At 57.4% G+C, this 26,340-nt stretch carries 22 protein-coding genes; 7 read left to right on the forward strand and 15 right to left on the reverse strand.

Annotated features, from left to right (window positions below; translation table 11 throughout):
* Positions 1 to 38: 38 nt before the first annotated feature.
* The 3 genes from A9G06_RS08575 to hpt all read right to left on the reverse strand — a co-directional run bounded on the left by A9G06_RS08575 (position 39) and on the right by hpt (position 2,368).
* Positions 39 to 812 carry an ABC transporter permease gene (locus A9G06_RS08575; RefSeq protein ID WP_069554932.1) on the reverse strand — a complete coding sequence of 258 codons (774 nt, stop codon included), beginning with the start codon at positions 810 to 812 and terminating at the stop codon, positions 39 to 41.
* Positions 809 to 1,726 (reverse strand): ABC transporter ATP-binding protein, encoded by a 918-nt coding sequence (locus tag A9G06_RS08580; RefSeq protein ID WP_069554933.1) that lies wholly within the window; start codon positions 1,724 to 1,726, stop codon positions 809 to 811. The genes A9G06_RS08575 and A9G06_RS08580 overlap by 4 nt, the downstream gene beginning before the upstream one ends.
* Positions 1,727 to 1,837: 111 nt before the next feature.
* On the reverse strand, positions 1,838 to 2,368 hold the full coding sequence (gene hpt / locus A9G06_RS08585; protein WP_005335618.1) for a hypoxanthine phosphoribosyltransferase: 531 nt from the start codon (positions 2,366 to 2,368) through the stop codon (positions 1,838 to 1,840).
* A 201-nt stretch (positions 2,369 to 2,569) separates the two neighbouring features.
* On the opposite strand from hpt, the gene A9G06_RS08590 reads away from it, so the two are divergent.
* A complete protein-coding gene (locus A9G06_RS08590) occupies positions 2,570 to 3,184 on the forward strand; it encodes a TetR/AcrR family transcriptional regulator (protein ID WP_069554934.1) in 615 nt (204 codons plus the stop codon).
* Between the two features lie 71 nt (positions 3,185 to 3,255).
* Here the strand turns inward: A9G06_RS08590 and A9G06_RS08595 are convergent, their stop codons facing one another.
* Together A9G06_RS08595 and mpl are read right to left on the reverse strand one after the other, a co-directional pair.
* Positions 3,256 to 3,867, reverse strand: coding sequence for a flavin prenyltransferase UbiX (locus A9G06_RS08595; RefSeq protein ID WP_069554935.1), 612 nt, complete (start codon positions 3,865 to 3,867; stop codon positions 3,256 to 3,258).
* Positions 3,864 to 5,234: a UDP-N-acetylmuramate:L-alanyl-gamma-D-glutamyl-meso-diaminopimelate ligase gene (gene mpl / locus A9G06_RS08600; protein ID WP_069554936.1), complete on the reverse strand. Its 1,371-nt coding sequence runs from the start codon at positions 5,232 to 5,234 to the stop codon at positions 3,864 to 3,866. The genes A9G06_RS08595 and mpl overlap by 4 nt, the downstream gene beginning before the upstream one ends.
* A 258-nt stretch (positions 5,235 to 5,492) precedes the next feature.
* Here mpl and A9G06_RS08605 point away from each other — a divergent pair, with 258 nt between their 5' ends.
* Entirely contained in the window at positions 5,493 to 6,194 is a 702-nt protein-coding gene (locus A9G06_RS08605; protein WP_069554937.1) for a phosphatase PAP2 family protein, read from the forward strand.
* Between the two features lie 70 nt (positions 6,195 to 6,264).
* On the opposite strand, the gene galE is transcribed toward A9G06_RS08605, so the two are convergent.
* The 7 genes from galE to barA all read right to left on the reverse strand — a co-directional run bounded on the left by galE (position 6,265) and on the right by barA (position 15,241).
* On the reverse strand, positions 6,265 to 7,278 hold the full coding sequence (galE, locus tag A9G06_RS08610) for a UDP-glucose 4-epimerase GalE (RefSeq protein ID WP_005335608.1): 1,014 nt from the start codon (positions 7,276 to 7,278) through the stop codon (positions 6,265 to 6,267).
* A gap of 94 nt (positions 7,279 to 7,372) precedes the next feature.
* On the reverse strand, positions 7,373 to 8,362 hold the full coding sequence (locus A9G06_RS08615) for a hybrid-cluster NAD(P)-dependent oxidoreductase (protein ID WP_069554938.1): 990 nt from the start codon (positions 8,360 to 8,362) through the stop codon (positions 7,373 to 7,375).
* A 111-nt stretch (positions 8,363 to 8,473) separates the two neighbouring features.
* Positions 8,474 to 10,123: a hydroxylamine reductase gene (gene hcp / locus A9G06_RS08620; RefSeq protein ID WP_069554939.1), complete on the reverse strand. Its 1,650-nt coding sequence runs from the start codon at positions 10,121 to 10,123 to the stop codon at positions 8,474 to 8,476.
* Between the two features lie 287 nt (positions 10,124 to 10,410).
* Positions 10,411 to 10,878 carry a Dps family protein gene (locus A9G06_RS08625; RefSeq protein WP_005362843.1) on the reverse strand — a complete coding sequence of 156 codons (468 nt, stop codon included), beginning with the start codon at positions 10,876 to 10,878 and terminating at the stop codon, positions 10,411 to 10,413.
* 155 nt (positions 10,879 to 11,033) lie between these two features.
* Complete coding sequence (locus tag A9G06_RS08630) at positions 11,034 to 11,921, reverse strand: N-acetylmuramoyl-L-alanine amidase (RefSeq protein ID WP_069554940.1); 888 nt, start codon at positions 11,919 to 11,921, stop codon at positions 11,034 to 11,036.
* A gap of 34 nt (positions 11,922 to 11,955) precedes the next feature.
* Entirely contained in the window at positions 11,956 to 12,435 is a 480-nt protein-coding gene (locus tag A9G06_RS08635) for a DUF1456 family protein (RefSeq protein ID WP_005335594.1), read from the reverse strand.
* A gap of 88 nt (positions 12,436 to 12,523) precedes the next feature.
* Entirely contained in the window at positions 12,524 to 15,241 is a 2,718-nt protein-coding gene (barA, locus tag A9G06_RS08640; RefSeq protein ID WP_069554941.1) for a two-component sensor histidine kinase BarA, read from the reverse strand.
* A 153-nt stretch (positions 15,242 to 15,394) separates the two neighbouring features.
* On the opposite strand from barA, the gene rlmD reads away from it, so the two are divergent.
* The 5 genes from rlmD to eno all read left to right on the forward strand — a co-directional run bounded on the left by rlmD (position 15,395) and on the right by eno (position 23,204).
* Complete coding sequence (gene rlmD, locus A9G06_RS08645; protein WP_069554942.1) at positions 15,395 to 16,717, forward strand: 23S rRNA (uracil(1939)-C(5))-methyltransferase RlmD; 1,323 nt, start codon at positions 15,395 to 15,397, stop codon at positions 16,715 to 16,717.
* A gap of 231 nt (positions 16,718 to 16,948) precedes the next feature.
* On the forward strand, positions 16,949 to 19,162 hold the full coding sequence (relA, locus tag A9G06_RS08650) for a GTP diphosphokinase (RefSeq protein ID WP_005335588.1): 2,214 nt from the start codon (positions 16,949 to 16,951) through the stop codon (positions 19,160 to 19,162).
* A 74-nt stretch (positions 19,163 to 19,236) separates the two neighbouring features.
* On the forward strand, positions 19,237 to 20,034 hold the full coding sequence (gene mazG, locus A9G06_RS08655) for a nucleoside triphosphate pyrophosphohydrolase (RefSeq protein WP_069554943.1): 798 nt from the start codon (positions 19,237 to 19,239) through the stop codon (positions 20,032 to 20,034).
* Positions 20,035 to 20,175: 141 nt separating this feature from the next.
* Positions 20,176 to 21,813, forward strand: a complete 1,638-nt coding sequence (gene pyrG / locus A9G06_RS08660; RefSeq protein WP_005335584.1) for a glutamine hydrolyzing CTP synthase — start codon at positions 20,176 to 20,178, stop codon at positions 21,811 to 21,813.
* 89 nt (positions 21,814 to 21,902) lie between these two features.
* A complete protein-coding gene (gene eno, locus A9G06_RS08665) occupies positions 21,903 to 23,204 on the forward strand; it encodes a phosphopyruvate hydratase (RefSeq protein WP_005335583.1) in 1,302 nt (433 codons plus the stop codon).
* A gap of 62 nt (positions 23,205 to 23,266) precedes the next feature.
* Here eno and A9G06_RS08670 read toward each other — a convergent pair whose 3' ends face one another.
* The 3 genes from A9G06_RS08670 to A9G06_RS21445 form a co-directional block, all read right to left on the reverse strand.
* On the reverse strand, positions 23,267 to 24,088 hold the full coding sequence (locus tag A9G06_RS08670; RefSeq protein ID WP_069554944.1) for an alpha/beta hydrolase: 822 nt from the start codon (positions 24,086 to 24,088) through the stop codon (positions 23,267 to 23,269).
* A gap of 276 nt (positions 24,089 to 24,364) precedes the next feature.
* Complete coding sequence (locus A9G06_RS21440) at positions 24,365 to 25,138, reverse strand: HNH endonuclease signature motif containing protein (protein ID WP_083243756.1); 774 nt, start codon at positions 25,136 to 25,138, stop codon at positions 24,365 to 24,367.
* 136 nt (positions 25,139 to 25,274) lie between these two features.
* Positions 25,275 to 26,291 (reverse strand): hypothetical protein, encoded by a 1,017-nt coding sequence (locus tag A9G06_RS21445; protein ID WP_216093216.1) that lies wholly within the window; start codon positions 26,289 to 26,291, stop codon positions 25,275 to 25,277.
* Positions 26,292 to 26,340 lie beyond the last annotated feature (49 nt).

Here is a 26,340-nt window from a genome sequence, read left to right on the forward strand (position 1 = left end):
CAATGAAAACGGGCACCGCGAGGTGCCCGTTTTGGCAATCAGTGGCGCAACCCGGTGCCGCGGGAGATAAGCCACCAGGCGATACCGTAGAGGGCCACGATAAAGCCGATGATGATGAGGTAGGCGGTGCCGAGCGGTACGTCGGAGATACCGAGGAAGCCGTAACGGAACGCGTTCACCATGTAGATGATGGGGTTCACCTGGGAGACACCCTGCCAGAAGGGGGGCAGCAGGCTGATGGAGTAGAACACCCCGCCCAGATAGGTGAGGGGAGTCAGTACGAAGGTGGGGATGATGCTGATGTCGTCGAAGGTCTTGGCAAACACCGCGTTGATGAGGCCACCCAGCGAGAAGAGGATGGCGGTGAGCAGCACGGTCACGCAGACGCTGAACAGATGGTGGATCTGCAGCGGCACGAAGAACAGCGACACCAGGGTGACGATGAGGCCGACACAGAGGCCGCGCGCCACGCCACCGCCCACGTAACCGGCGATGATGACGTAGTTGGGCACCGGCGCTACCAGCAGCTCCTCGACGTTGCGCTGGAACTTGGCGCTGAAGAAGGAGGAGGCGACGTTGGAGTAGGAGTTGGTGATCACCGACATCATGATGAGGCCGGGCACGATGAACTCCATGTAGCTGAAGCCGCCCATGTCACCGATGCGCGAACCGATCAGGTTGCCGAAGATGACGAAGTAGAGGCTCATGGTGATGGCGGGCGGCACCAGGGTCTGGATCCAGATCCGGGTAAAGCGACTCACCTCTTTGGCCAGAATGCTCTTGAAGGCGATGTAATAGATGGCCAGATTCATGCTTTTCTCCCCTCTTCGACCAGATTGACGAACAGCTCTTCCAGCCGGTTGGCCTTGTTGCGCATGCTCACGACCTGCACCTGCTGGTTCGACAGCTGCTCGAACAGGCTGTTGAGTGACTGGCTCTTGTCGAGATCCACCTCGAGGGTGCGTTCATCCGGCATGCGGCCGTTGAACTCTGGCACCTCGGGTACGGCAGAACCTGGCGCAAGGTCGAGCAGGAAGGTCTCGCGACCCAGCTTGCCCAGCAGGTTTTTCATGCTGGTGTTCTCGATCAGACGACCCTTGTCGATGATGCCGATGTTGCGGCAGAGCATCTCGGCCTCTTCCAGATAGTGGGTGGTGAGGATGATGGTGACGCCCTGCTCGTTGAGCTCCTTGAGGAAGGACCACATGGAGCGGCGGATCTCGATATCGACCCCGGCGGTCGGTTCATCGAGGATCAGCAGCTTGGGTTCGTGCATCAGGGCGCGGGCGATCATCAACCGGCGCTTCATACCGCCTGAGAGAGTACGGGCAGGCATGTCGCGCTTCTCCCACAGATCGAGCTGGCGCAGGTACTTCTCGGCGCGGATCTTGGCTTCCGCCTTGGGCACGCCGTAGAAACCGGCCTGATGGGTGACAATCTGGATCACCTTCTCGAACTGGCTGAAGTTGAACTCCTGCGGCACCAGTCCGAGCTGAGCCTTGGCCTGTTCCAGATCGCTGTCGATGTCGTAGCCAAATACCTTCACCTTGCCGGCGCTCTTGTTCACCAGCGAGCTGATGACGCCGATGGTGGTGGATTTGCCCGCGCCGTTCGGGCCGAGCAGGGCGAAGAAATCCCCCTGCCTGACGGTCAGATCGATGCCTTTAAGGGCTTCGACGCCCCCCTGATAGGTCTTTTTCAGGCCGCTGATTTCCAGTGCGTTCATTGCAACCTCTGTGATGGTTGAATCCGGCTCGATACAGAAAAGGCGGCCAAGGCCGCCTGCACAGAGTAAAGGGCGCAAGGCCGCTTCACCCGTGATATTCCTGAACCTGGCTTACTCCTGGGGTACCACTTTGCCGATGAAGGGCAGGTTGCGGTACTTCTGGGCGTAGTCGATGCCGCAGCCGACCACGAATTCGTCCGGGATGGCGAAGCCAATCCAGTCAACTGGCACCTGCACTTCGCGGCGGGAGGGTTTGTCCAGCAGGGTGCAGATGGCCAGGGATTTCGGCTCGCGCAGGGAGAGGATCTCGCGCACCTTGTTGAGGGTGTAACCGGTGTCGATGATGTCTTCCACGATCACCACATCCTTGCCCTTGATGTCATCGTCCAGGTCTTTGAGGATGCGGACGTCACGGGTGCTGTGCATGCCGGAGCCGTAGCTGGAGGCGGTCATGAAGTCCAGGGTGATGGGCAGCTGGCACTGGCGGCAGAGGTCGGCCAGGAAGATGCAGGAACCGCGCAGTAGCGCAATCATCACGACTTCGTCAGAACCCTGATAGCGGGCGGTGATCTCTTCACCCAATTTGGCGATCCGGGCGGCTACTTCAGCCTCGGAGATCATCACCTCGACGGTGTGTTTCATCACTTACTCCCATAAGGCCAAAGGGGATTTGGCCGTTCATGAATATCAAAACCGATGATTCTACCACTCATGTTGAAGGGTGCTAGAGATACGTGGTGCTTTTATCGGCTTATTTTAATTGATAGAGTTAGCAGGCACTCAGGCATGATTAGTTAAAATACTATAAACACCATAATCAATAACTATTAGATGATAAAAACTATGGAACCACGCGCAGAAATAAGACGTCGTACCCGGCTGTCGCCGGAAGCTCGTCGCTCCCAATTGATGGAATGTGCCATCGAGGTGTTCTCCCGTCGCGGCATTGGCCGTGCAGGTCACGCCGAGATAGCCGAACAGGCCAAGGTCTCTGTGGCTACCGTCTTCAACTATTTCAACACCCGCGAGGAGTTGGTAGATGAGGTGCTGGCCGAGATCGAACGCTTTGTGAACCAGATGCTGTCGCAGGCATACGGTGACCAGGGCTCCATTTTCGACAAGATCCAGCGTCATGTACGCCTCTCTGTCGATACCGCCTACGATCAACCGGATTATGCCGGTATCTGGCTGGAGTGGAGCTCATCGGTTCGGGAAGAGGTATGGCCCCGCTATACCCGGCTGCTCGATCACTGCCTTGAGCTGATCGCCAGCGAGCTGCAAACCGCCATGGATGCAGGGGAGATCACCAGCGTGCTGTCAGCACAGGATCTGGCCCGCTCTTTGACCGGTTTTGGCTATGTGATGATGCAGATGATCAATCAACCTCAGCGCCCGGCGCGCCAAGAGGTGACTGATTTCCTGTTCAAGTACGTGACGGCGCCAATTCAGGCTCGCTAACACGACTTAACGAAAAAACGGCGTCACTCATTGAGTGGCGCCGCTTTTTATGGCCGAATGTGGCGGTCACCTCAATGGTGGCCATAGCCCCAGCGGTGGGTCAGCTCATGCTCGACACCCAGATGATCCAGGATCCGCGCCACCATGAAGTCCACCAGATCCTCGATGCTTTTCGGCTCATGATAGAAACCGGGGGCGGCAGGCATGATGGTCACCCCGATCCGTGCCAGTTTCAGCATGTTCTCCAGATGGATCGTCGAGAAGGGGGTTTCGCGGGGCACCAGGATCAGCTGGCCGCGCTCCTTGATCACCACATCCGCTGCCCGCTCCAGCAGGTTGTCCGAGGTGCCGTTGGCAATGGCCGAGACGGTGCCCATTGAGCAGGGGCAGACCACCATCTGTTTGGGGGCGGCCGAACCGGAGGCCACCGGCGAGAACCACTCCTCCTTGCCGCAGGCGACAATCTGCCCCTCCTTGGCGCCATATTGGCGACAAAGATAGGCAGAGAGCTCTTTCGGCGAGCCTGGCCAATCCTGTTGCTGCTCGGTCTTGAGTACCACACGAGCCGCCGATGAGGCGAGCAGGTAGACCCGATAGTCCGCCTGCACCAGACACTGGAGCAGGCGCAGGGCGTAGGGGGCGCCGGAGGCGCCGGTCAGCGCCAGGGTGATCGCTTTGTTCATAGTTCGCCGTGGTAATCCTTGAGGCGGGCGATCAGCTTGTCATGAATGCCACCGAAGCCGCCGTTGCTCATGATCAGAATATGGTCGCCATCGCGGCTCTCGGCCACCAGCCGGTTGATCAGGGTCTCCAGATCGTTGAATACCTTGGCCGGACGGGTCATATGGGCCGTCACCTCGCCGAGATCCCAGCCGATGTTGGGCGGCTGGAAGAAGAACACCTCGTCGGCGCCATCGAAGCAGCCAGCCAGCTCCTCCTTGTGAACCCCCAGCTTCATGGTGTTGGAGCGTGGCTCCAGCACCGCCAGAATGCGGGCCTCGCCCACTTTGGCGCGCAGGCCGCCGAGGGTGGTCTCGATGGCAGTAGGGTGGTGGGCGAAGTCGTCATAGACGCTGATGCCCGCTACCTCACCCTTGAGCTCCATCCGCCGTTTGGGGGATTTGAACTGGCAGAGGGCGGCGATGCCATGCTCTACCATGACACCAGCGTGGCGGGCGGCAGCGATGGCCATCAGACCGTTGTTGACGTTGTGCTCGCCGATACACACCCAGTGCACCTCACCCTGCTTTTCTCCATCCAGCCACACCTCGAAGGCGGAGCCGTCATCGGCCAGCTTGACCGCTTTCCACTTGGCGTAATCCTGACCCACCAGCTCCACTTCGCTCCAGCAGCCCATCTTGCGCACGGCGGTGAGGTTGTCATCGGCTTGCGGGAACAGCACCCGGCCGTTGCTCGGCACGGTGCGCATCAGGTGGTGGAACTGGCGCTGGATAGCGGCGAGATCCGGGAAGATGTCCGCGTGGTCAAACTCCAGATTGTTCATCACCAGGGTGCGCGGATGGTAGTGGACGAACTTGGAGCGTTTGTCGAAGAAGGCGCAGTCATACTCGTCCGCTTCGATGACGAAGAAGGGGGCAGAGCCCAAGCGGGCGGAGACCGGGAAGTTGCCCGGCACGCCGCCAATAAGGAAACCGGGCTCCAGTTTGGCGTACTCCAGCACCCAGGCCAACATGCTGGCGGTGGTAGTCTTGCCGTGGGTGCCAGCAACGGCCAGCACCCAGCGATCTTGCAGCACGTGCTCCAGCAGCCACTGGGGGCCGGAGATGTAGGGCAGATTGCGATCCAGCACATATTCAACACAGGGGTTGCCGCGGCTCATGGCGTTGCCTATTACCACCAGATCTGGGGCCGGATCGAGTTGGGAGGGGTCATAGCCTTCGGTCAGTTCGATGCCCTGTTGCTCGAGCTGGGTACTCATGGGGGGATAGACGTTGGCGTCTGAGCCGGTCACCCGGTAACCAAGCTGTTTTGCCAACACCGCCAGACCACCCATAAAGGTGCCGCAGATCCCGAGAATGTGAATATGCATACCGCTTCCTTTCGCAGTAAAGGGAAGTGCGCATTCTAGGGGGTGTTGCGGTGGCGGCACAAGCCGCACTCATGGTGAGAGGCCCACAGATGCAGCACCGGAGGCAGAAATCTTGGCGCTGTTGGGATATGCGAGATTGGAATGAGCTGAAGGGTTTTGTTTGAGGCTTGATATTGTGTCGCACTTTCTTACAATTCTTCGGTTTTGTGACGCACTCTACAGTTTTACGATATCGCCCTTTTCCAAAGGAGAGTCCCCATGGGCAAGTTCCTGCTTTGCTATCTGGTCGGTGGTCTGGTGGCCATCAGTTGGGCTGCGCTGCCCGCTCATGGTCCCTGGGATCAGTGGGACCTCGCGATTTTTCACACCGTTAACGGTTGGCTCGGACAGTCGGCTCTGTGGGCCGATCTGGTGGCCATCACCAATAACCGGCTGTTCGATCTGGCGGTGTTGGCCTGTATGGGGCTGATTCTGGTCCGATGTTTCTTTGCTCGGGATTTGGTGGGTCGTCGCCAGCTGGTGGCGATGGGCATAGTGATGCTGCTAAGTGCACTGGTGATCAACCAGCTTGGTCACCGATTGCCGGTGGAGCGACCCAGCCCGACCCTGATGGTGGCCGATGCGCTGCGGGTGACCCAGATCAGCGGTATTCCGACCAAGGACTCTTCCGGTGACAGCTTCCCCGGGGATCACGCCCTGTTCCTGATGATCTTCGCCGGCTACGCCTTGCGCTATCTACCGCGCTGGGCGGGAGTCACCGCATTGCTGATGGTGCCGATCTTTTCCGCGCCGCGCATTCTGGCTGGGGCTCACTGGTTTACTGATGTCTATGTCGGCGCTCTGGGGCTGGCGACCCTCTGTCTGCCCTGGTTGCTGCTGACCCCGCTGGCGGATCGGCTGATAGACCGCATTGCTCCCCGATTGGCCCGTGTGCCTCTGCTACGCAGTCAGACCCACTGATTGAACGTCGCAAAATAAAACGCCCCGACATGAAAAGGTCGGGGCGTTTTGTTATCAGCCCGCTAGATCATCAGCCTTGATAGCCGTTCGGGTTGTTGCTTTGCCAGCGCCAGGTATCGACCATCATCTGCTCCAGACCGCGCTCTGCCTGCCAGCCCAGCTCGGCACGGGCCAGCGTCGGCTCTGCCCAGCACTCGGCGATGTCGCCCGGGCGACGGGGTTTGATCTGGTAGGGAATGGGTCGGCCGCTGGCCGCTTCAAACGCCTTGACCATCTCCAGTACCGAGTAGCCCTGACCTGTGCCCAGGTTGTAGGTGAAGACGCCGGTGTCGCTCTTGATGCGCGCCAGCGCTTTCAGGTGGCCGATGGCCAGATCCACCACATGGATGTAGTCACGCACGCCGGTGCCATCCGGGGTCGGGTAGTCGTTGCCAAATACCCCCAGCTCCTTGAGCTTGCCGACACCCACCTGGCTGATATAGGGCAGCAGGTTGTTGGGGATGCCGTTGGGATCTTCACCAATCAGGCCGCTCTCGTGGGCGCCGACCGGGTTGAAGTAACGCAGCAGTACGATGGCCCAGCGGGGATCGGATTTGGCGAGATCACGCAGGATCTCCTCCACCATCAGCTTGGAGCGACCATAAGGGTTGGTGGCGCTGGTGGGGAAATCTTCCCGCAGCGGCACCGAGGCGGGATCGCCATAGACGGTGGCCGAGGAGCTGAATACCAGCCGGAACACGCCGGCCTTGGCCATCTCTTCGCACAGCACCAGAGTGCCGCTGATGTTGTTCTGGTAGTAGGTGAGCGGGATCTGGCTCGACTCCCCGACCGCCTTGAGGCCGGCGAAGTGGATGACAGATTCGATCTGGTGGTTGGCGAACAGCTGCTGCAGGCAGGCTCTGTCCAGCACATCCCCTTCGACGAAGGTGACGGGCTTGCCGGTGATCTGCTCGACCCGCTTGAGTGACTCCGGTGAGGAGTTGGAGAGGTTGTCGAGTACCACGACCTGTTGCCCCGCGCCGAGCAGCTCAACCAGGGTGTGGGAGCCGATATAGCCAGCGCCCCCTGTGACCAGTATTGTCATTTTTTATCCCGTGTTCTGGTGAAACTGGGGCAGAGTCTACCCGTCCTGCCCGCTCGGGAAAAGGTTGAGATACCAATGAAGCCCTTTGGGTATCTCAATAATCGAGACTGATATCCCCTTTCGCAGTGCAGGAACAGGCCAGAGCAACGCCGCTCTCCAGATCCTGCGCACTCAAGGTCATCACGCTCTGGCGCTCGATGTCACCTGTGGTGGTGCAACGACAGCTGCCACATACCCCGGCGCGGCAAGCGGCCATTATGGTTTCGCCCGCCGCTTCCAGCGCCGCCAGCAGGGTCTGACCCGGCAGGATCTTCACCTTTTTGCCGCTCTTTTTCAGGGTCAGCCAGAAGTGGTCGCTGGTGGTCTTGATGGGCTCTGCGGGAGGAAGACCGAAGGACTCCTGATGCAGTTGCTCCGGCGGCAATCCCAGTTCCGCCAGCATGGAACTGACCGCCGCCATATAGGGGGCCGGGCCGCAGAGATAGACATGGCGTTCGCGCAGGTCTGGGTCCAATTCGGCCAGCATGGCGGGGGTGAGTCGGCCCACCCAGGGGTGATCTGCTGGGGCATCTTCCAGAATCAGGGCGTGCCGTACACCGGCATGGGCCTCGGCCAGTTGCACCAGTTTGTCTGCGAAGATCACATCTGCTGGCGAGCGGGCGCTATGGATAAAACGGATATCGGCATTCGGTCGTTTGGCGAGCTCGTCCCGCAGCATGGCCCACATGGGGGTAATGCCGGAACCGGCACTGAGCAGCAGTGGCCGTTCGCAGGGCAAGGCGGTCAGGTTGAAAGCGCCGAACGGACCATCGGCCCGGATCTTGTCTCCCACCTGCAAGGTCTGGTGCAGATGGCGAGAGACCTGTCCCACATCCTTGATGGTGACCTGCCAGCAGGCATCCTGCGGGCTGGAGGAGAGGGTATAGGCACGGCAGTGGGGCTGGCCGTCGATCTCGGTGTGCAGGGTGATGCACTGGCCTGCCAGCACGGGAGGGAGGCTGCCGGAAAGCGGCACCAGCTGCCAGCTCACGACGTCGTGGGTGTTCTGTTGGCGGCCAATGCAGGTGAGCGTGAGAGAGGTCATTATAAGGCTCCTTAGGTTTGAAACGGGTTGAAAAACGTCTGGTGAAAAAGCCGGGCCCAGAAAAAAGGCGAGCCGGGCGGCTCGCCAAACGCTTACAACATGAGGTGCCGATCAGGCCGCCAGGATCTCGGCCAAGTCAGCTTCGACCGTGGTGGTCCCTTTCAGACCGAACTGCTCTTCCAGCACCTTGAGCAGAGCCGGGGTGAGGAAGGCGGGGGCGGTCGGGCCGGTACGGATGTCCCTCACCCCGAGGGAGAGCAGGGTAAGCAGAATGACGATGGCTTTTTGCTCGAACCAAGAGAGCACCAGGGTCAGCGGCAGATCGTTGACCCCGCACTCGAACGCCTCGGAGAGTGCCAGCGCCAACTGGATGGCGGAGTAGGCATCGTTGCACTGGCCCACGTCCAGCAGGCGCGGAATGCCGCCGATGTCGCCAAAATCGAGCTTGTTGAACTTGTACTTGCCGCAGCCCAGGGTCAGCAGCAGGCTGTCGCGCGGCGCCGCCTTGGCAAACTCGGTGAAGTAGGCTCGCTCGGCCTTGTCGCCGTCACAGCCACCCACCAGGAAGAAGTGGCTGATCTCTCCGGCTTTGACCTTCTCAATCACCGCGGGGGCGGCCTGCATCAGAGCGTTGCGGGCAAAGCCGATGGTGATGAAGTGCTCGAGCTCGGTGTGCTTGAAGCCTTCCAGCGCTTGCGCCTTGGCGATCACGGCGGAGAAATCATCCCCCTCCAGATGGGTTACGCCCGGCCAGCCGACGATGGATCGGGTGAAGATGCGATCCGAGTAGTTGCCCACATTCGGGTCGATGATGCAGTTGGAGGTCATCACCACGGCGCCCGGGAAGTTGGCAAACTCTTTCTGCTGGTTCTGCCAGGCGGATCCGTAGTTGCCCACCAGATGGGGGTACTGCTTGAAGAAGGGGTAGGCCAGCGCGGGCAGCATCTCGCCGTGGGTGTAGACATGAATGCCGGTCCCCTTGGTCTGCTCCAGAATGAGTCTGAGATCCATCATGTCGTGGCCGGAGACCAGAATGCACTTGCCGGGGATCGGCGTGACGCGTACCCGGGTCGGCTCCGGGTGGCCGAAGGTGCTGGTTTCACCCAGATCCAGCATCTCCATGATTTTGAAGTTGAGCTGACCGATCTCCATGGCGCAGCTGAACAGCCGACCCATTTCGCTCGGGTCTGTGCTGAGCCAGCTCATGATGCGATGGAATTCGGTGGCCACCTCGTCACTCTGTTGATCCAGCACCCGGGCGTGTTCCATATAGGCGGCGGCCCCCTTGAGGCCGTAGAGGCAGAGTAGACGCAGCCCCATGATGTCTTCGTTCACCTCGCTCTTGCCCCGATTGGGGGCGGCTGGTGCGGCATGGGCAAGTTGTTCCAGCAGTTCGGCACCGGGTTCGAAGTAAGCGGAGTGTGGCAAGTCGTTGACCTGCACCGCCATGGCGGTCAGACGATCGGCCAACTGCTGGCGATAAGCGAGGGCCTGATTGACGTATGCCACGATACGGGCGGAATCGAAGTTGACGTTGGTGAGGGTAGCGAAGAAGGCCTTGGGCACGAAGGCATCGATCTCGCGATCTATGATGCCCTGCTCGCGGGCGGCCAGCGCCCAGGCGCTGAGCCCCTGCAGGGTGTAGATCAGCACATCCTGCAGATCCGAGGTTTCAGCCGTCTTGCCGCACATACCTTGTGCGTAGGCACAGCCGTTGCCAGCCGGGGTACGAATTGTCTGTTCACATTGCACACAAAACATCATGCCTCTCCTAATTGGACATTTCAGTTGTCTGTTTTGTGGTGATTCTATTCCTCTCGCGAATAACTTAATAGGCATTCAATTTGCCAATTAAGATTCCCTTGATGCAGATCAAAAACAAAAAAAACCGCCCAAACAGGGCGGCAAGCGGGTGGATAAAAGGAGAGACAACTCAGGTTTGCAACAGAACATAACAATCAAGCGGGTTGGGCCGAGTCTGGTCAGGTGCTCCCGGCCCGCAACTTCCTAAAGCCTTCATACGTGCGTATAGCCGGCTTGGTTCACTATCAGGCCAGATAAGCGCGCAGCATCCAGACCAGTTTTTCCTGCTGCTGCACATAGTCGGAGAGAATGGAGGCAGTGCCCTCATCACCGGCTTCGGCGGCCTGACCCAGAATACGGCGCTGGGCGACCAGCAGTTCGCGGAAGCTATCCAGCAGGGATTCGACACAGGCGCGGCCATCGTGCAGCCCTTTTTGCTCCGGGATGGCAGAGACTTTCAGGTAGTCACTGAAGCTGTGCATTGGCACGCCATCCAGGGTCAGGATCCGCTCGGCCAGTGCATCGACTTTCAGCAGCAGGTCGTTGTAAATCTCTTCAAATTTCAGGTGCAGTTCGAAGAACTGGTTACCACGGATATTCCAGTGGAAGCCGCGCACGTTCATGTAGAGGATCTGGTAGCTGGCCAGCAATTTGTTCAACTCGGCTGCCAGGGCTTGTGATTGAGCAGTATCAAGACCAATCGGGCTTTTCATCATTCACCTCCAGATTTGGAAATCGGTTTTAAATTCTCTTTCGGAACGCAGTCAGAGTAACGCCTTGCAAAATGCAGGGACAATTGCTTGTGCCTAACTGTTTGATAGCTAAAGGCTATCAAACAGTACGCAGCAACGGGGGCAATGGATGAGGATTAGGGGAAGTATTTTTCCAGCAGCGCCATCAGGATGGCCTGACACTCGCGGTCCGGTTTGCTATCGACCTTGCTGGCGCGAAAGTGGAGCTGAAAGGCGCCCATTACGGCGCGGCTCTGCTCATCCCACTGGCCGGTTTGGGACAGGCCGTAGCCATAGCGGGCCAGCTGCTGCTGCCACATGGCCGCATCCCAGTGGGGCAAGGGGCTAGCCAGCAACTCGGCCACCCGATCTTCATCGGGCCAGGCGCCGACCCCGTACGTCAGATAGAGCTGGCGCCAGGGGAAGTGGGGGCCGGGATCCTGCTTGCGCTCGGGGGCGACATCGCTGTGGCCCAACACCTGGGTCGGTGGAATCTGGTAGCGGGCGACCAGCTCCCGGCTGAGGGCGCCGACGGCGGCAATTTGCTGCGGGGTATAGGGTTGCCAGCGGCGGGCATGGGGGGTCAGCGGCTCATCTTCCGCTGGATAGCCGAGGTTGACGATCTCGATGCCAAGGGAGCTGGCATTGAGCCCGGCATATTGGTGCCAGCGGCTGCGTCCCGCGTGCCAGGCGCGCGCGCTGTCCGGTACCAGCTGATAGACGGTGAGCGGTGCCTCGTGGCTGTCGCGGGGGATCAGGTAGTGGGCGCTCACCTTGTGCTCCAGCTCGGTCAGCAGGCGCAAGGAGTTGGCATCATCTTCATCGGTGTAGTGGAGGATCAGAAAGGCGATCCGCTCGTTCTGGTTGGCGCTCTGATAACGGGTTGAGAGCTGATATTCGGACGGAGTACAACCACCCAGCAGCAGAACCAGTGGCAGCAAGAAGAGGGGAAGAAGACAGCGCCAGCGCCATCCCCCTGCCACAGCCAGGCTGCTGAGCGTGGGAGGAGTGAGTCGCTGGCACATGTCGAAGGCCCTGTCTGGTCAGTCGCGCGGCTGGTTAGCCGCGGTATTTGGCCGTGAGACCGATCAGGAAGTTGCGCAGGATCTGATCCCCGCAATCCTGATAGTGCTTGTGATCCTTGGAGCGGAACAGGGCACTGAGCTCGGACTTGGAGAGGTTGAAGTCGGCGAGCTTGAGGGTGCCGAGCATATCCTCTTCCTTGAAGTTGAGACCGATGCGCAGCTTGCGCAAGATCATGTTGTTGTTGATCCGGTTCGGGATCACCTGGGCCGGTGCATCTTCCCGCACGCCGCGGCGGGCGATGATGAAACCGTCGAGGAACTGGCTCAGAGCCGAGTCGGGACAGGCGACATAGCCTGCCTCTTGCTCTTCACCTTCCGCCGCCTCTTTCATCAACCAGCTGTGCAGCTGGGCGTGAGTGACCGTCAGGTTGCCCTTGGCAAACATCTCGACCATCTGGTCGTTGCTGATGGTGAGGGCGTAGCGCAGACGGCGCAGAATATCGTTGTTGGTCATGCTGACTCCTGTGTAAACGGCGCAACTTTACCATCTGGCGGCCCTCGCGTCAGAAAAAGCGGGGCCGATACAGTTCAGGTCAAGCTCATCAAGCTTTGCCGAGATAGCGGGGCGCCTCCTGGCGCACCAGTTCCAGCGCATCTTGCAGCTCCAGCAGCTCTGGTTCCAGCTCGCTCACCGGCACGCCGTCACGCAGCTGTTGCTCCAGCTGGGAGAGCAGCCGTTGCAGTCCCGGCACCCCGGAATAGGCACAGCCGCCGTTGAGGCGATGGAGCTGTGCCAGCACCTCGTTATCTTCAATTTCGCCAGCCAGCGCGCTATCCAGCACTGGCTCGACCTCGTCGAAACTGGCCAGCAGCATGGTCAGCATCTCTCTGGCGAGATGCTCTTTCCCCGCCGCCTGCCGCACCGCCAGTGCCCAGTCGATCTGTTGGGCACCATTATTCTGGTGGCGACGATGGGCAAAGTCGGTGATGAGCTGGGCCAGCATGCTCTCGTCGATGGGCTTGGCCAGATAGTCGTCCATCCCCTGGCGGATCAGCCGCTCCCGTTCTCCGGGGATGGCGTGGGCGGTTACCGCCACGATCGGGGTGGTGGTGTTGAGGGACTGGTTGCGGATCGCCTGGGTGGCGCTGATGCCATCCATGATCGGCATCTGGATATCCATGAAGATGATGTCGAACGGCTGGCTCTGGGCCTGCTTGACCGCCTCCTTGCCGTTTTTGCACACCACCACCTGACTCACCATCTCCTTGAGCATGGCGGCGATCAGCTGGAGGTTGGCGGCGTTGTCATCCACTGCCAGCACCTTGATTGGCTGCAACTGGCGCGGAGCAGGCTGGGCGGGCAGTTTCTGGCGGCTCGATTCCGGCGAGAGCAGGGCGTGCAGCAGCTTGCGGTGGTTGACCGGTTTGGAGAGACAGTGCTGGGCGCCATGGGCCAGCATCGCTTCATAGAGCGCCGGCTCGTGGCTGCTGAGCAGCACTATGGTGTTCTGCTGCTGGCCGTTCAGTCTGTCGAGACGGCCGAGCACCTGCTGCGGCGTATGCAGGGTGCTGCTGCCGATGATCACCATCTCCTGCTCGCTCATCTCAGGCCAGGGATCATCGCTGGTCAGTGGGTGCACGTCGAGGTGCCACTCCGCCAACAGGGCGAGCAGGGAGGCTTGCGCGAAGGGATCCGGTTCCAGCAGCCAGAGCCGCTTGCCACGGATCCGATCCAGCGGCAATTGATCGGTCTGGGGCAGGGGGGATACCTCCACATCCAGACTGAACGAGAAGATGGAGCCCTTGCCAAGCTCCGATTCAAAGCGGATCTGGCCGCCCATCTGCTGCACCAGCTTCTGGGTGATGACGAGGCCCAGGCCCGTGCCGCCATAACGGCGGGAGATGGAGGAGTCGGCCTGATTGAAGGCCTGGAACAGCTGATGTTGCTGCTCCTGGGAGATGCCGATGCCGGTATCGCGGATCTGGACGTTGAGCCTCACCTTGTGGTTGCCACTGCCGGTCTGCTCGATATGGACATCCACGTTACCCTGCTCGGTGAACTTGATGGCGTTGCCGGTGAGGTTGGTCAGCACCTGTTGCAGACGCATGGGGTCGCCGGTGAGGTAGTCCGGCACATCGGCATCCACCCGCAGGGAGAGCTCCAGCTGCTTGTCGTGGGCGCTGGGGCCGAGCAGGTGCATGGTCTCGTTGAGGGTGTCGCGCAGGCTGAACGGGATATGCTCCAGCTGCAGCTTGCCCGCTTCCAGCTTCGAGAAGTCGAGGATGTCGTTGATGATGCCAAGCAGGTTGCGCGCCGATTTCTCGATGGTCTGCATGTAGTCGGTCTGGCTCGGGGTCAGGCTGGTTTTCAGCAGCTGGCGGGTAAAGCCGATGACCCCGTTGAGCGGAGTGCGCAGCTCGTGGGACATGTTGGCCAGAAACTCCGACTTGACCCGCGCCGCCTCTTGCGCCCGTTTCTTGGCCATGTCGAGCTCGACGTTCTGGATCTCGATCTGCTCCAGGGTTTCGCGCAGGTCAGAGGTAGCCTGATCGATATTCTGCTGCATCTCTTCGTGATATTCGGAGAGCGCCTTGGCCATGGCGTTGATGCCGTTTTTCAGCATATCCAGCTCGCCGGTGAGCTGGCCGCTGACCCGGGTATCGAGCCGCCCCTCCCTGATCTTGTGCACCGCCTGCACCATGTTGGTGATGGGCTGGGTCACGCTCTTGACCAGCCGGAAACCAAACAGGGTACTGAAGGCGACCCCGATGAGCACCATGATCACCGCAAAGAAGGTATCGCGGTACTGCAGCAGCATGGCCCGATCGGTCGCCATCTGCATCGAGATGTAGCCGATCATCGGCGGCTCTACATCGCTGGGCAGCGGGAAGCCATCCAGACTGGTTTCGGCCTGGATCGGGGTGCGCAAAATGATGTCGTCCCCCTGAAACGTCACGCTGGTCAGGTCCGGAATGGGCTCGCCATCGGGCAGCCTGAGCCGGGTGAAATCCCGGTGATAGTTCGAGGTGACGAACAGCTGGTTGTCCTGGGTGAAAACAGCGATGGACTTGATGAAGGGGGAGTTCTTGCGATGGGTCAGACCAATCAGCCGCTTGAGGGATTCGCGACTGTGCTGGGTCATCCCGTATTCACTGGCGATCGCCAGCGGTTCGATAATGTTGATCCCCTGATCAATAAGGTTGTTTTCCAGCTGCTGGTAGCGGTGGAAGGTGAAGTAACCGGCCATCAGGCCACCAATGATCAGGGTCGGCAGGATGGTGAAGGCGAGAACGCGTGCTCTCAGGCCATATTTGGTCATACGAACAGGCCACCAGTGAACAGGGTTGGCGATAGGGTTGATGGCAATACACGGGCTCTGTGGCCGTATTTGGTCATACTATTATTCTTGTGGGACAATACCCGGCAGCAGATTCCACAATCATGACATAGCCACCTATAGGCACCAAGTTTTATGGCCCAGTTTTTCAAGCCCCAAAAGAAGTCCACCCAGCTCCAACGCATTGAATTTACGATAGACACCCTCGATCACCACTGCGTCGGTATCGGTCGCCATCAGGGCAAGGCGATCTTCGTCGAAGGGGCGCTGCCCGGCGAGACCGTAAAGGCACGCATCACCGAAGAAAAAAAGCAGTACGGTCACGCCGCCTTGCAACAGGTTGTGACCCCGGTGGCCAATCGTATCGCCCCCTTCTGCAGCCACTATCGCGAGTGCGGCGGTTGCAGTGCCCAGCACATGTCGGTTGCCGATCAGCAAGTCGCCAAGGCGGCCGGACTAGTCAGCCTGTTCGAGCGGTTGGGCAACATCAAGGCGCCGGCGCTGGAGCCGGTACTGACCGGTGAAGATCGTGCCTATCGCCGGGTCTGTCGTCTGGCCATCAAATTTGACAAGAACGGTCGCTGCACCCGGGTCGGTTTCCGCCGTCGCAACAGCAACGATCTGGTGGAGATCGACAGTTGCCCTGTGCTGGCCGAACCGCTCTCTGCGCTGATTGCCCCGCTGCGTGAATGCCTCAATCGCCTCAAGAGCCAGCGCGAGCTGGGCCATGCGGAGCTTATCCAGGCCGAGCAGGGGATCATGATGCTGCTGCGCCACACCGGCCGTCCCAATGAGGCGGATCGCGCCCTGCTGGTTGAGTTTGCAAAAGCGCAGGGGATCGACCTCTATCTGCAGGCGGCCGATGAGCGCATCGAAGCGCTGCAGCAACAATTTTCCCCATCCTACTCGCTGGATGGCCTGTCTCTTGCATTTGCCCCGGGTGACTTCATTCAGGTCAACGGCCCCATCAACCAGAGCATGGTTGAGCAGGCGCTGACATGGCTCGGGGCGAGCAAGGATGACAAGGTGCTCGATCTCTTCTGCGGTATCGGCAACTTCACCCTGCCGCTGGCCCGTCAGGCTCGCGAAGTGGTGGGTGTGGAAGGTGAACTGGCCATGGTGCAGCGGGCCGAAGAGAACACCCGTCGCAACGGCATCAGCAATGCCCGTTTCTACAAAGCCGACCTGAGCGATGACATCGTCGGCATGTCCTGGGCGCGGGAAGGGTTTGATCTGGTGCTGCTGGATCCGGCTCGCCCCGGCGCGCTGGAAGTGATGGGACACGTCGTGAAACTTTCACCCAAGCGGGTGGTCTACGTCTCCTGTAACCCGGTCACCCTGGCGCGGGACAGTCAGGTACTGGTGAAAGGGGGTTACCGTCTGGTGCGCCTCGGCATGCTCGACATGTTCCCTCACACCGGTCATCTGGAGTCCATGGCGCTGTTTGAACGGGAGTAAATGACTCATCAGTTCGGCGATGCGGATGTGTAATCTGGCATGTCTGCGGCTGTTTGAGCTGATGTGATTGGGGTAATCTAGACCCTCGTCGTTCGGCAGGGCCTGTTGGCGCGCTCTATTGTCTTTCTGGACAATATGCCTTGAAAAGTGCGCTGGATATCCCCATTTGAGGCAATCTCATGAGGGGAGAAAGTGACAGCTTTCGGCCCGATAATTTAAAGGATTGATACCATGGTTGCGGTTCGCGATATTCATTTGAAAGACAACTTCACCCTGGAAGAGTGGGTCAGCTCGCTCTCCTTGAGTGACAGTGAAAAGGATCAGCTGCGAACCGTCTACCAGTATTGTCTGACGCTCGGTGACGAGGCGCTGACCAGCAAGCTGCTGGTACGCGGCATAGAAATGGTGGGCATCCTGCAGATGCTCAGCATGGATATCGGTACCCTCAAGGCCGCCATCATCTACCCCTTCGTCGAAGCCGGTCTCATCAGCCAGGAGCGGATGGACGAGGATTTCGGCTCCAAGATCGCCAAGCTGGTGGAAGGGGTGCTGGAGATGGAGGCCATCCGCTCCCTGCAGACCCTCCATCGCAGCGAAACCTCGCCGGAGCAGGTCGACAACGTGCGTCGCATGTTGCTTGCCATGGTCGAGGATGTGCGTGCCGTGGTGATCAAGCTGGCGGAGCGGATCGCCTGCCTGCGGGAAGCGAAGACGGCAGATGAAGAGACCCGGGTGCTGATGGCCCAGGAGATCACCAACATCTATGCACCGCTCGCCAACCGTCTGGGCATCGGCCAGCTCAAGTGGGAGCTGGAAGATCTCGCCTTCCGTTACCTGCACCCGGATACCTACAAACAGATCGCCAAGCAGCTCGACGAGAAGCGGCTCGACCGCGAGCGCTACATCCGCGAGTTTGTGCAATCCCTGCGTAATGGCCTGAAAGAGGCGGGAGTTGACGCTGAGGTGTACGGTCGCCCGAAACATATCTACAGCATCTGGCGCAAGATGCAGAAGAAGCACCTCGAATTCAACGAGTTGTTCGACGTGCGCGCCGTGCGGGTAGTGACCAAGCGGTTGCAGGATTGCTATGCGGCGCTCGGTATCGTGCATACCCAGTTCCACCACATCCCTCGCGAGTTTGACGACTATGTCGCCAACCCCAAACCCAACGGCTATCAGTCGATCCACACCGTAGTGGTGGGGCCTGAGGGCAAGACCGTCGAGATCCAGATCCGTACCGACCAGATGCATCAGGATGCCGAACTCGGCGTCGCGGCGCACTGGCGCTACAAGGAAGGGGCACAGGCTGGCGGCAAGGCCAACACCTTCGAAGACAAGATCGAGTGGCTGCGCAAACTGCTCGCCTGGCAGGAGGATCTCTCCGAGAGCGGCTCCCTGCTGGAAGATCTGCGCAGTCAGGTGTTCGAGGACAGAGTCTACGTCTTCACCCCGAAAGGGGATGTGATCGACCTGCCAGCTGGCGCCACCCCGCTCGATTTTGCCTATCACGTCCACAGCATGATCGGTCACCGTTGCATCGGCGCCAAGATTGACGGCCGCATCGTGCCGTTCACCTACGCGCTGCAGACCGGCGATCAGGTGGAGGTGATCACCCAGAAAGAGCCCAACCCGAGCCGCGACTGGATGAACCCCAACGCCGGCTTCCTGCGCTCCAGCCGGGCGCGGGCCAAGGTGGCGACCTGGTTCAGAAAACTGGATCGGGACAAGAATATCGTGGCCGGTCGCGAGCTGTTCGAGAAGGAGCTGGATCGCCACAACCTCAGCATGTCCAAGATCGACAAGGGCAACATGCTGCGCCGCTTCAATCTGGAGAGCACCGACGATCTGCTGGCCGGTATCGGCAGCGGCGATATCCGCATCAACCAGGTGCTCAACTATCTCGACACCTGCTACAACAAGCCGACGGCGGAAGAGGAAGATCGCCGCCTGCTGGAGAAGCTGGAGCAGAAGGCCAATGCGCCGATGCGCCACAAGCCCAAAGACCATATCGTGGTGGAAGGGGTTGGCAACCTGATGACCCATATTGCCCGCTGCTGTCAGCCGATCCCTGGAGACTCCATTCAGGGCTTTATCACCATGGGGCGCGGGGTATCCATCCACCGGGAAGATTGCGAGCAGCTCAAGGAGCTGTCACGGCGCAATCCGGAGCGGCTGATCGATGCGGTGTGGGGGGAGAACTACTCCGGCGGCTACGGCCTCACCATCCGGATCATCTCCAACGATCGCTCCGGCCTGCTGCGCGATATCACTACCGTGCTGGCCAACGAGAAGATCAATGTGATGGGGGTGCGCTCACGCTCCAATGTGCGCGAACAGACCGCGGAGATCGACATGGAGCTGGAGATTTACAACATCAACGCCTTTAACCGGGCGTTGGCCAAGCTCAGCCAGCTAAACGATGTGATCAGCGCCAAGCGGCTTTGATAGCGAACCGACCGGCCCCAGTGGCCGGTCTGCATTTACGACCCTTTTTGAACGAATCAACAAGCGAATATCCCATGTCCCAACGTTACGATCTGCCCCAACTGCTCGACATCATGGCTCGCCTGCGCGATCCGCAAAACGGCTGTCCCTGGGATCTGAAACAGAACTTCCAGAGCATAGTGCCGCACACCCTGGAAGAGGCCTACGAGGTGGCCGATGCCATCGAGACCGAGGATTGGCAAGGGCTGAAAGGGGAGCTGGGGGATCTGCTGTTTCAGGTGGTGTTTTACGCCCAGCTGGGTAAAGAGCGGGGCTTGTTCGACTTTGCCGATATCGTCGATACGGTGAGCGAAAAACTCATTCGCCGTCATCCCCATGTTTTTTCCGATGCAGATCTCTCCAACGAGCAGGCGGTAAAAGCGAACTGGGAGGCGGAAAAGGCCAAAGAGCGCGCAGCCCTCGACAAAGAGAGCGTGCTGGACGACATTCCGCTCTCGCTGCCTGCCCTGACCCGCGCCGCCAAAATTCAGAAACGCTGCGCCACCGTCGGTTTTGACTGGAAGACGCTGGGGCCTGTGGTGGACAAGATCCACGAAGAGATCGACGAGGTGATGGAAGAGGCGCTGATGGCCGATGTGGACGAGGCGCGGGTGAGCGACGAGCTCGGCGACCTGCTGTTTGCCACCGTCAATCTGGTGCGTCATCTGGGCAAGGATCCGGAGCAGGTGCTGCGAGGCGCCAACGCCAAGTTCGAACGTCGTTTTCGTCAGGTTGAGCAGATAATCGCCGCAGAAGGCTTGAAAATGACCGATTGCACCCTCGAAAAGCTCGATGCTGCCTGGGATAAGGCGAAGGAAACCGAGCAAAGTTGATTTGGCGCAAGATGGGGGGGCGGTGAGCCTGATAGATTTTTGCTCATTGTTTGGGAGAGGGGTTTTTGGTATACTGTTTCCCCGTCCTGCTTCATCCCCGAAGCACCCCTTAAAATTCCCTAAACTTCTTTCAGGTTCAGCATGACGACCAAATATATTTTTGTTACTGGTGGCGTTGTTTCATCCCTCGGCAAAGGCATTGCCGCAGCTTCTCTGGCAGCCATTCTGGAAGCCCGTGGTCTGGATGTGACCATCATGAAACTGGACCCGTACATCAACGTGGATCCGGGCACCATGAGCCCGACCCAGCATGGTGAAGTGTTCGTAACCGAGGACGGGGCCGAAACCGATCTGGATTTGGGCCACTACGAGCGTTTCATCCGCACCAAGATGACCCGTCGCAACAACTTTACCACCGGCCGTATCTACGCCGACGTACTGCGTAAAGAGCGTCGTGGTGACTATCTGGGCGCCACCATTCAGGTTATCCCGCACATCACCAACGCCATCAAAGAGCGGGTGATTGCCGGTGCCGAAGGCCATCAGGTTGCCATCGTCGAAGTGGGCGGTACCGTAGGTGACATCGAGTCCCTGCCGTTCCTCGAAGCCATTCGTCAGCTGGCTGCCGAAGTGGGCCGCAACAACGCCATGTTCATGCACCTGACGTTGGTTCCTTACCTGGCTGCAGCCGGTGAAGTGAAGACCAAGCCGACCCAGCACTCCGTCAAAGAGCTGCTCTCCATCGGTATCCAGCCGGATGTGCTGATCTGCCGCTCTGACCGTGCCATTCCGGCCAACGAGCGCGCCAAAATTGCCCTGTTCTGCAACGTGCCCGAGCGCGCCGTCATCTCCATGAAAGACGTCGACTCCATCTACAAGATCCCGGCACTGCTGAAATCCCAGAATCTGGACTCCTACTTCACCGAGCGTTTCGGTCTGGAGTGCAAAGAGGCTGACTTGTCCGAGTGGGAACAGGTTATTTACGAAGAGGCCAACCCGACTGGTGAAGTGACCATCGGTATGGTCGGCAAGTACGTCTCCCTGCCGGACGCTTACAAGTCCGTCAACGAGGCGCTCAAGCACGGTGGTCTCAAGACCCGTCACTCCGTCAACATCAAGTACATCGACTCTCAGGATATCGAGACCCGTGGCGCCGAGCTGCTGGAAGGTCTGGACGCGATCCTGGTGCCGGGTGGCTTCGGTGAGCGCGGTGTGGAAGGCAAAATTCTGGCTGCCCAGTATGCCCGCGAGAACAAGATCCCCTACTTGGGTATTTGCCTCGGCATGCAGGTTGCCATGATCGAATTCGCTCGAAACGTGGCGGGCATGGAAGGGGCTCACTCCTCCGAATTCAAGAAAGATTGCGCGTATCCGGTTGTCGGCCTCATCACCGAGTGGGTGGATGAAGAGGGCAACGTCGAGACCCGTACCGAGAAGTCCGATCTGGGCGGTACCATGCGTCTGGGTTCCCAGCTCTGCCACTTGGTCGAAGATTCCAAGGTGCGTCAGATGTACGGCAGCCCGACCATTTACGAGCGTCACCGTCACCGTTACGAAGTAAACAATAAGCTGCTGCCGCAGATTGAAGCGGCAGGTCTGAAAGTGACCGGTCTCTCCGCCGACAAGAAGTTGGTGGAAATCATCGAGATCCCGGATCACCCCTGGTTCGTGGCTGCGCAGTTCCACCCGGAGTTCACCTCTACTCCTCGTGATGGCCACGCTCTGTTCGCCGGTTTTGTGAAGGCGGCAGGCGAGTATCAGAAGCGTAATTTGAAGTAATTGAAAATAAATGCGGTTGGGGCACTGTGCCACAGCCGCTTTTTTTGGCATATTTTTGTTGTTTTTTTACGAAACCTGAGGAAATACACATGTCCAAGATCGTTAAAGTGATCGGTCGTGAAATCATCGACTCCCGTGGTAACCCGACCGTTGAGGCCGAAGTTCACCTGGAAGGTGGTTTTGTTGGTATGGCAGCCGCTCCGTCTGGCGCGTCCACCGGTTCCCGCGAAGCGCTGGAACTGCGTGACGGCGACAAGAGCCGTTTCCTGGGTAAAGGCGTGCTGAAAGCCATCGAAGCTGTAAACGGCCCGATCGCTCAAGCTCTGCTGGGTAAAGATGCCAAGGACCAGGCCACCGTTGACCAGATCATGATCGACCTCGACGGTACCGAGAACAAATCCAAGTTCGGCGCCAACGCCATCCTGGCTGTTTCCCTGGCTAACGCCAAAGCTGCCGCTGCAGCCAAAGGCATGCCGCTGTACGCCCACATCGCCGAGCTGAACGGCACCCCGGGTGTTTACTCCATGCCGCTTCCGATGATGAACATCATCAACGGTGGTGAGCACGCCGACAACAACGTCGACATCCAGGAGTTCATGATCCAGCCGGTTGGCGCCAAGACCCTGAAAGAAGCCGTTCGCATGGGCGCAGAAGTGTTCCACAACCTGGCCAAAGTGCTGAAGTCCAAGGGCTACAACACTGCAGTTGGTGACGAAGGTGGTTTCGCTCCGAACCTGAAATCCAACGCCGAAGCGCTGGAAGTTATCGCTGAAGCCGTTGCCGCTGCCGGTTACAAACTGGGCACCGACATCACCCTGGCTATGGACTGCGCTGCTTCCGAGTTCTACGACGCAGAGAAGAAAGAGTACAACCTGAAAGGCGAAGGTCGTGTCTTCACCTCCAACGGTTTCTCCGACTTCCTGGCTGATCTGACCACCAAGTTCCCGATCGTCTCCATCGAAGATGGCCTGGACGAATCTGACTGGGAAGGCTTCGCCTACCAGACTGCTGAACTGGGCAAGAAAATCCAGATCGTGGGTGACGACCTGTTCGTAACCAACACCAAGATCCTGAAGCGCGGTATCGACAACGGCATCGCCAACTCCATCCTGATCAAGTTCAACCAGATCGGTTCCCTGACCGAAACTCTGGCTGCCATCAAGATGGCCAAAGACGCTGGCTACACTGCCGTCATCTCCCACCGCTCCGGTGAGACCGAAGACGCTACCATCGCCGACCTGGCTGTTGGTACCGCTGCTGGCCAGATCAAGACCGGTTCCATGAGCCGTTCTGACCGTGTTGCCAAGTACAACCAGCTGATCCGTATCGAAGAAGCTCTGGGTGCCAAAGCTCCTTTCCGCGGTCTGAAAGAAGTTAAAAACCAGGCTTAATTTGCTGGTTTGCCAGCCTCGGCTGGAATGAAAAAAACCGGAACCCTTGGGTTCCGGTTTTTTTATGCCTGCTGTTCGAGCCAGCGTTGCAGATGCTGCACAAACAGCGCTGGCTGCTCGATGGTGTAGAGGTGCCCGGCGTGTGGCACCTGCAAGCGCTCGCAGGCGGGAATGGCGTTGCCAATAGCCTCACAGACCAGCGCAAACAGCGCTCTGGTATCTGCACCCTGCACGATGCAGGTGGGCATGTTGAGCATGGCAAGGCGCCCGGGTGACCAATCTGGCCGCTCGCTCTGGCTCAACTGCTTGGGCAGGCTATCGGCTTCTGCCAACTGCGCCTGCTGCCACTTGAGCGGTTGTGCAGCAAAATAGCCTGCATGACCACCCGAACCATCGATCAGGGTCGCCACGGCCTCTTGCAGCAAGCCTTTCCCAACCTGGCCAAACACGGGGCCAAACATGGCACCGGCATCGGCCATAAAGGCTGCGATCCCCTGTTCGTCGAGGGCTCCCGGGCAGCCTGGCTCAACCAGATAGAGGCTTATGAATTGCTCCGGAGCCATCAGGGCAGCGGTCAGGGCAACATCCGCCCCGTATGACCAGCCCGCCAGATGTACTGGCCCGCACGGCAATTGTTCCAGCAGGGCAAGCAGATCGCTGGCGTGGGTCTCCAGACCAAATGGCCCGTTTTTGCCCGCCTCGCCAAAGTGGCGCAGGGTGGGAGCGTAGACGGTGTAGTGACGTGAGAGCTGCTCGATATGTTCGAGCCAGAGGGTATGGTTGGCCAGTGCGCCATGGATCAGCAGCAACGGCTCGCCCGAACCGGCCTGCAGGCAAGGCAGCGGGCTGTCATTGACGATAAAGGTGTGAGTCTGTGAATGCATATCAACGCCTCCCCGGCGTGTCATAAGAGCACAAGAGTATATGACAAGCGCCCTGTGGCCGGTAAGTAGGGTCTTTCAGGTTGGCGATAGCCACTATAAGCAAAATTTGGGTCATTCATGGAAAATCCATAAACCCAGCTTATAGTGGCACCGACGAGCCTTGGGGTGAACCCAAATGGTCGATATCAACCTCGTAAGGGGCTCTTCCGAACTTTGCTCATCCCGTAGCGGGGTTATCCGTGAATATAAAAATATACTTTATTATTTTAATTCTGGTTAATTGTCAGTGGTTTGTAAGCCGTAATGTGCTCTGCGATGGCAATTTGGACATAATGCAATTACGTTTTTCATTGTGTCTTCTCCACCATCAGAAAGTCTAATTTTATGATGTACCTCTAAATATGGTGTTTTATCTTTTTTACGTTTAAATGGTGCGGGAGATTTGCATCTCTCACAATGGCCATTAGCTCTAATTAGTGCTTCAGCTACAATATCAGGGCTACGTTCGTATATATATGTAATAACAGCAATTTTTTTTGGTTTTTTTGGCGCTTTTCTGATTCGTGATTTACGTAAATCAGTATCCATTGAGAGTGATTTAGTAACGGCGCTGTGCTCTTCATGCAGATGGTCGGCAAGATATGAATTAAAGTTTTTCTGTATATAATCCAATAGCTTTTCATCTAGTATTCTTTTTGGGCCTTGTGGCGCATTACTTAATCCATTTTTACGTAAATGATATAGCCCCAATAGTTTGTTATTCGTTTTGTTAATAAGTTTGAGTCGTGTAAAATATCCGGATAATGAGTTTTCAAAATCATCTTTATGGACCCAGTATTCTTTGTCATTTCTGATTTTATCACCAGTCAAATTGGTCTTTTCAACGATGCACTGATATTTTATAGATTGCTCTGGCTTGGTCACATAAATGTATACTATATCACCTTTAGAATATTTTGTAGAACCTTGCCTCCAATCAACAAAACCATGATCTGAAAATGAACGAGAGTGATCATAAACCTTAGGGTTGGCTGAGATTAACCAAATCATAGAATCTCCTTTTGATATAGCATGGGTTTTTCACGATATAATGCTATCGAAAATTAAATCAAGATGCTCAATGCTACGATATTGTTTTATTTACTTTTTGTTTTCGCCTTTATGGTCGATGTAAGCCGAATCTATTCTAAGTGCCTTGGAAGTCTCTTGCCAACATAGTTGAAGCTACTGATGGTTCTATAGCATCTTGCCCTGAGAATTTTTTTGCTGCAGCAAAGCCTTCATCTCTATATCTCGCTAGCATATCACTATACGTAGATATATTACTGGTATTAATTCTAAGTCTTAATGCAACACCTTTATAGCGACATTCCAAGTCTTTCTTAGACCTACTATCAAGGAAAACACTTCTGTCATTACTGGCAATAAAGAAATCCCCACCATTTCTACAAATACGGCTTGTCATATAAAGCCCAAATCCCGAGTTTTGCCACTCATCATTTTTTCTTCTTTTTACACCCTTATACATTTTTCCTGATACACCTGGTAATAATGCTAGGTGTAAGGCATCTCTCTCATCTTTCATATTTAAGAAGGGGTTAGCAGATAGACCATGCATAATGCCATGTCCTGTGTCGAGAACAGCAAACTCTACTAGATTTTTTGATGGCCAGTATTGAGCACAATACTCAATAATCTCAGAACCAGAATGTTCGACAACATTTCTAAGTATTTCTCTAATGGAGAATGTAAGGGTATCAACAAGATCTCCACTTTCTTGCCTAGTTAATATTCTTGCTATCCTTTCAGACTTTGATTCAATTATATTGCCTACATGATCGTAGGCTATGTTCGCTTCCTCTTGTAGTTCTTTTACTTGTAGGATAGTTAGAGGGAGGTAAGTACTGCTTCCACTTGCCTCTCCAGGTTCATTTCCAAATTTCAAACCAAAAGCTCTGAAAAACCCCATATGAGCAGCATAAGATTTGCTTTGGTGATTGCATGCGGAGAATTTGCTTTCAGGTTTTGTCTCTCTAAATCGTTTCATTTCGTTGGCAACATATGCCATAGTAAAAGGTTCAACTAAACCAAGATTTATGAAATCAAACATGTATTCTTCTGAATGCTCCAAATCCCACAGGCGATTGCAAAAATTCAACGCATTTTTTAAGGACAAATTTTGAGGGATTTTTACAGTAATCATGTTGATCCTTTAATAAATTTAAAATTGCCAAATTCTATTTAATCCATCT

The organism is Aeromonas sp. DNP9 (assembly GCF_001728955.1).
Classification (GTDB): Bacteria; Pseudomonadota; Gammaproteobacteria; order Enterobacterales; family Aeromonadaceae; genus Aeromonas; species Aeromonas veronii.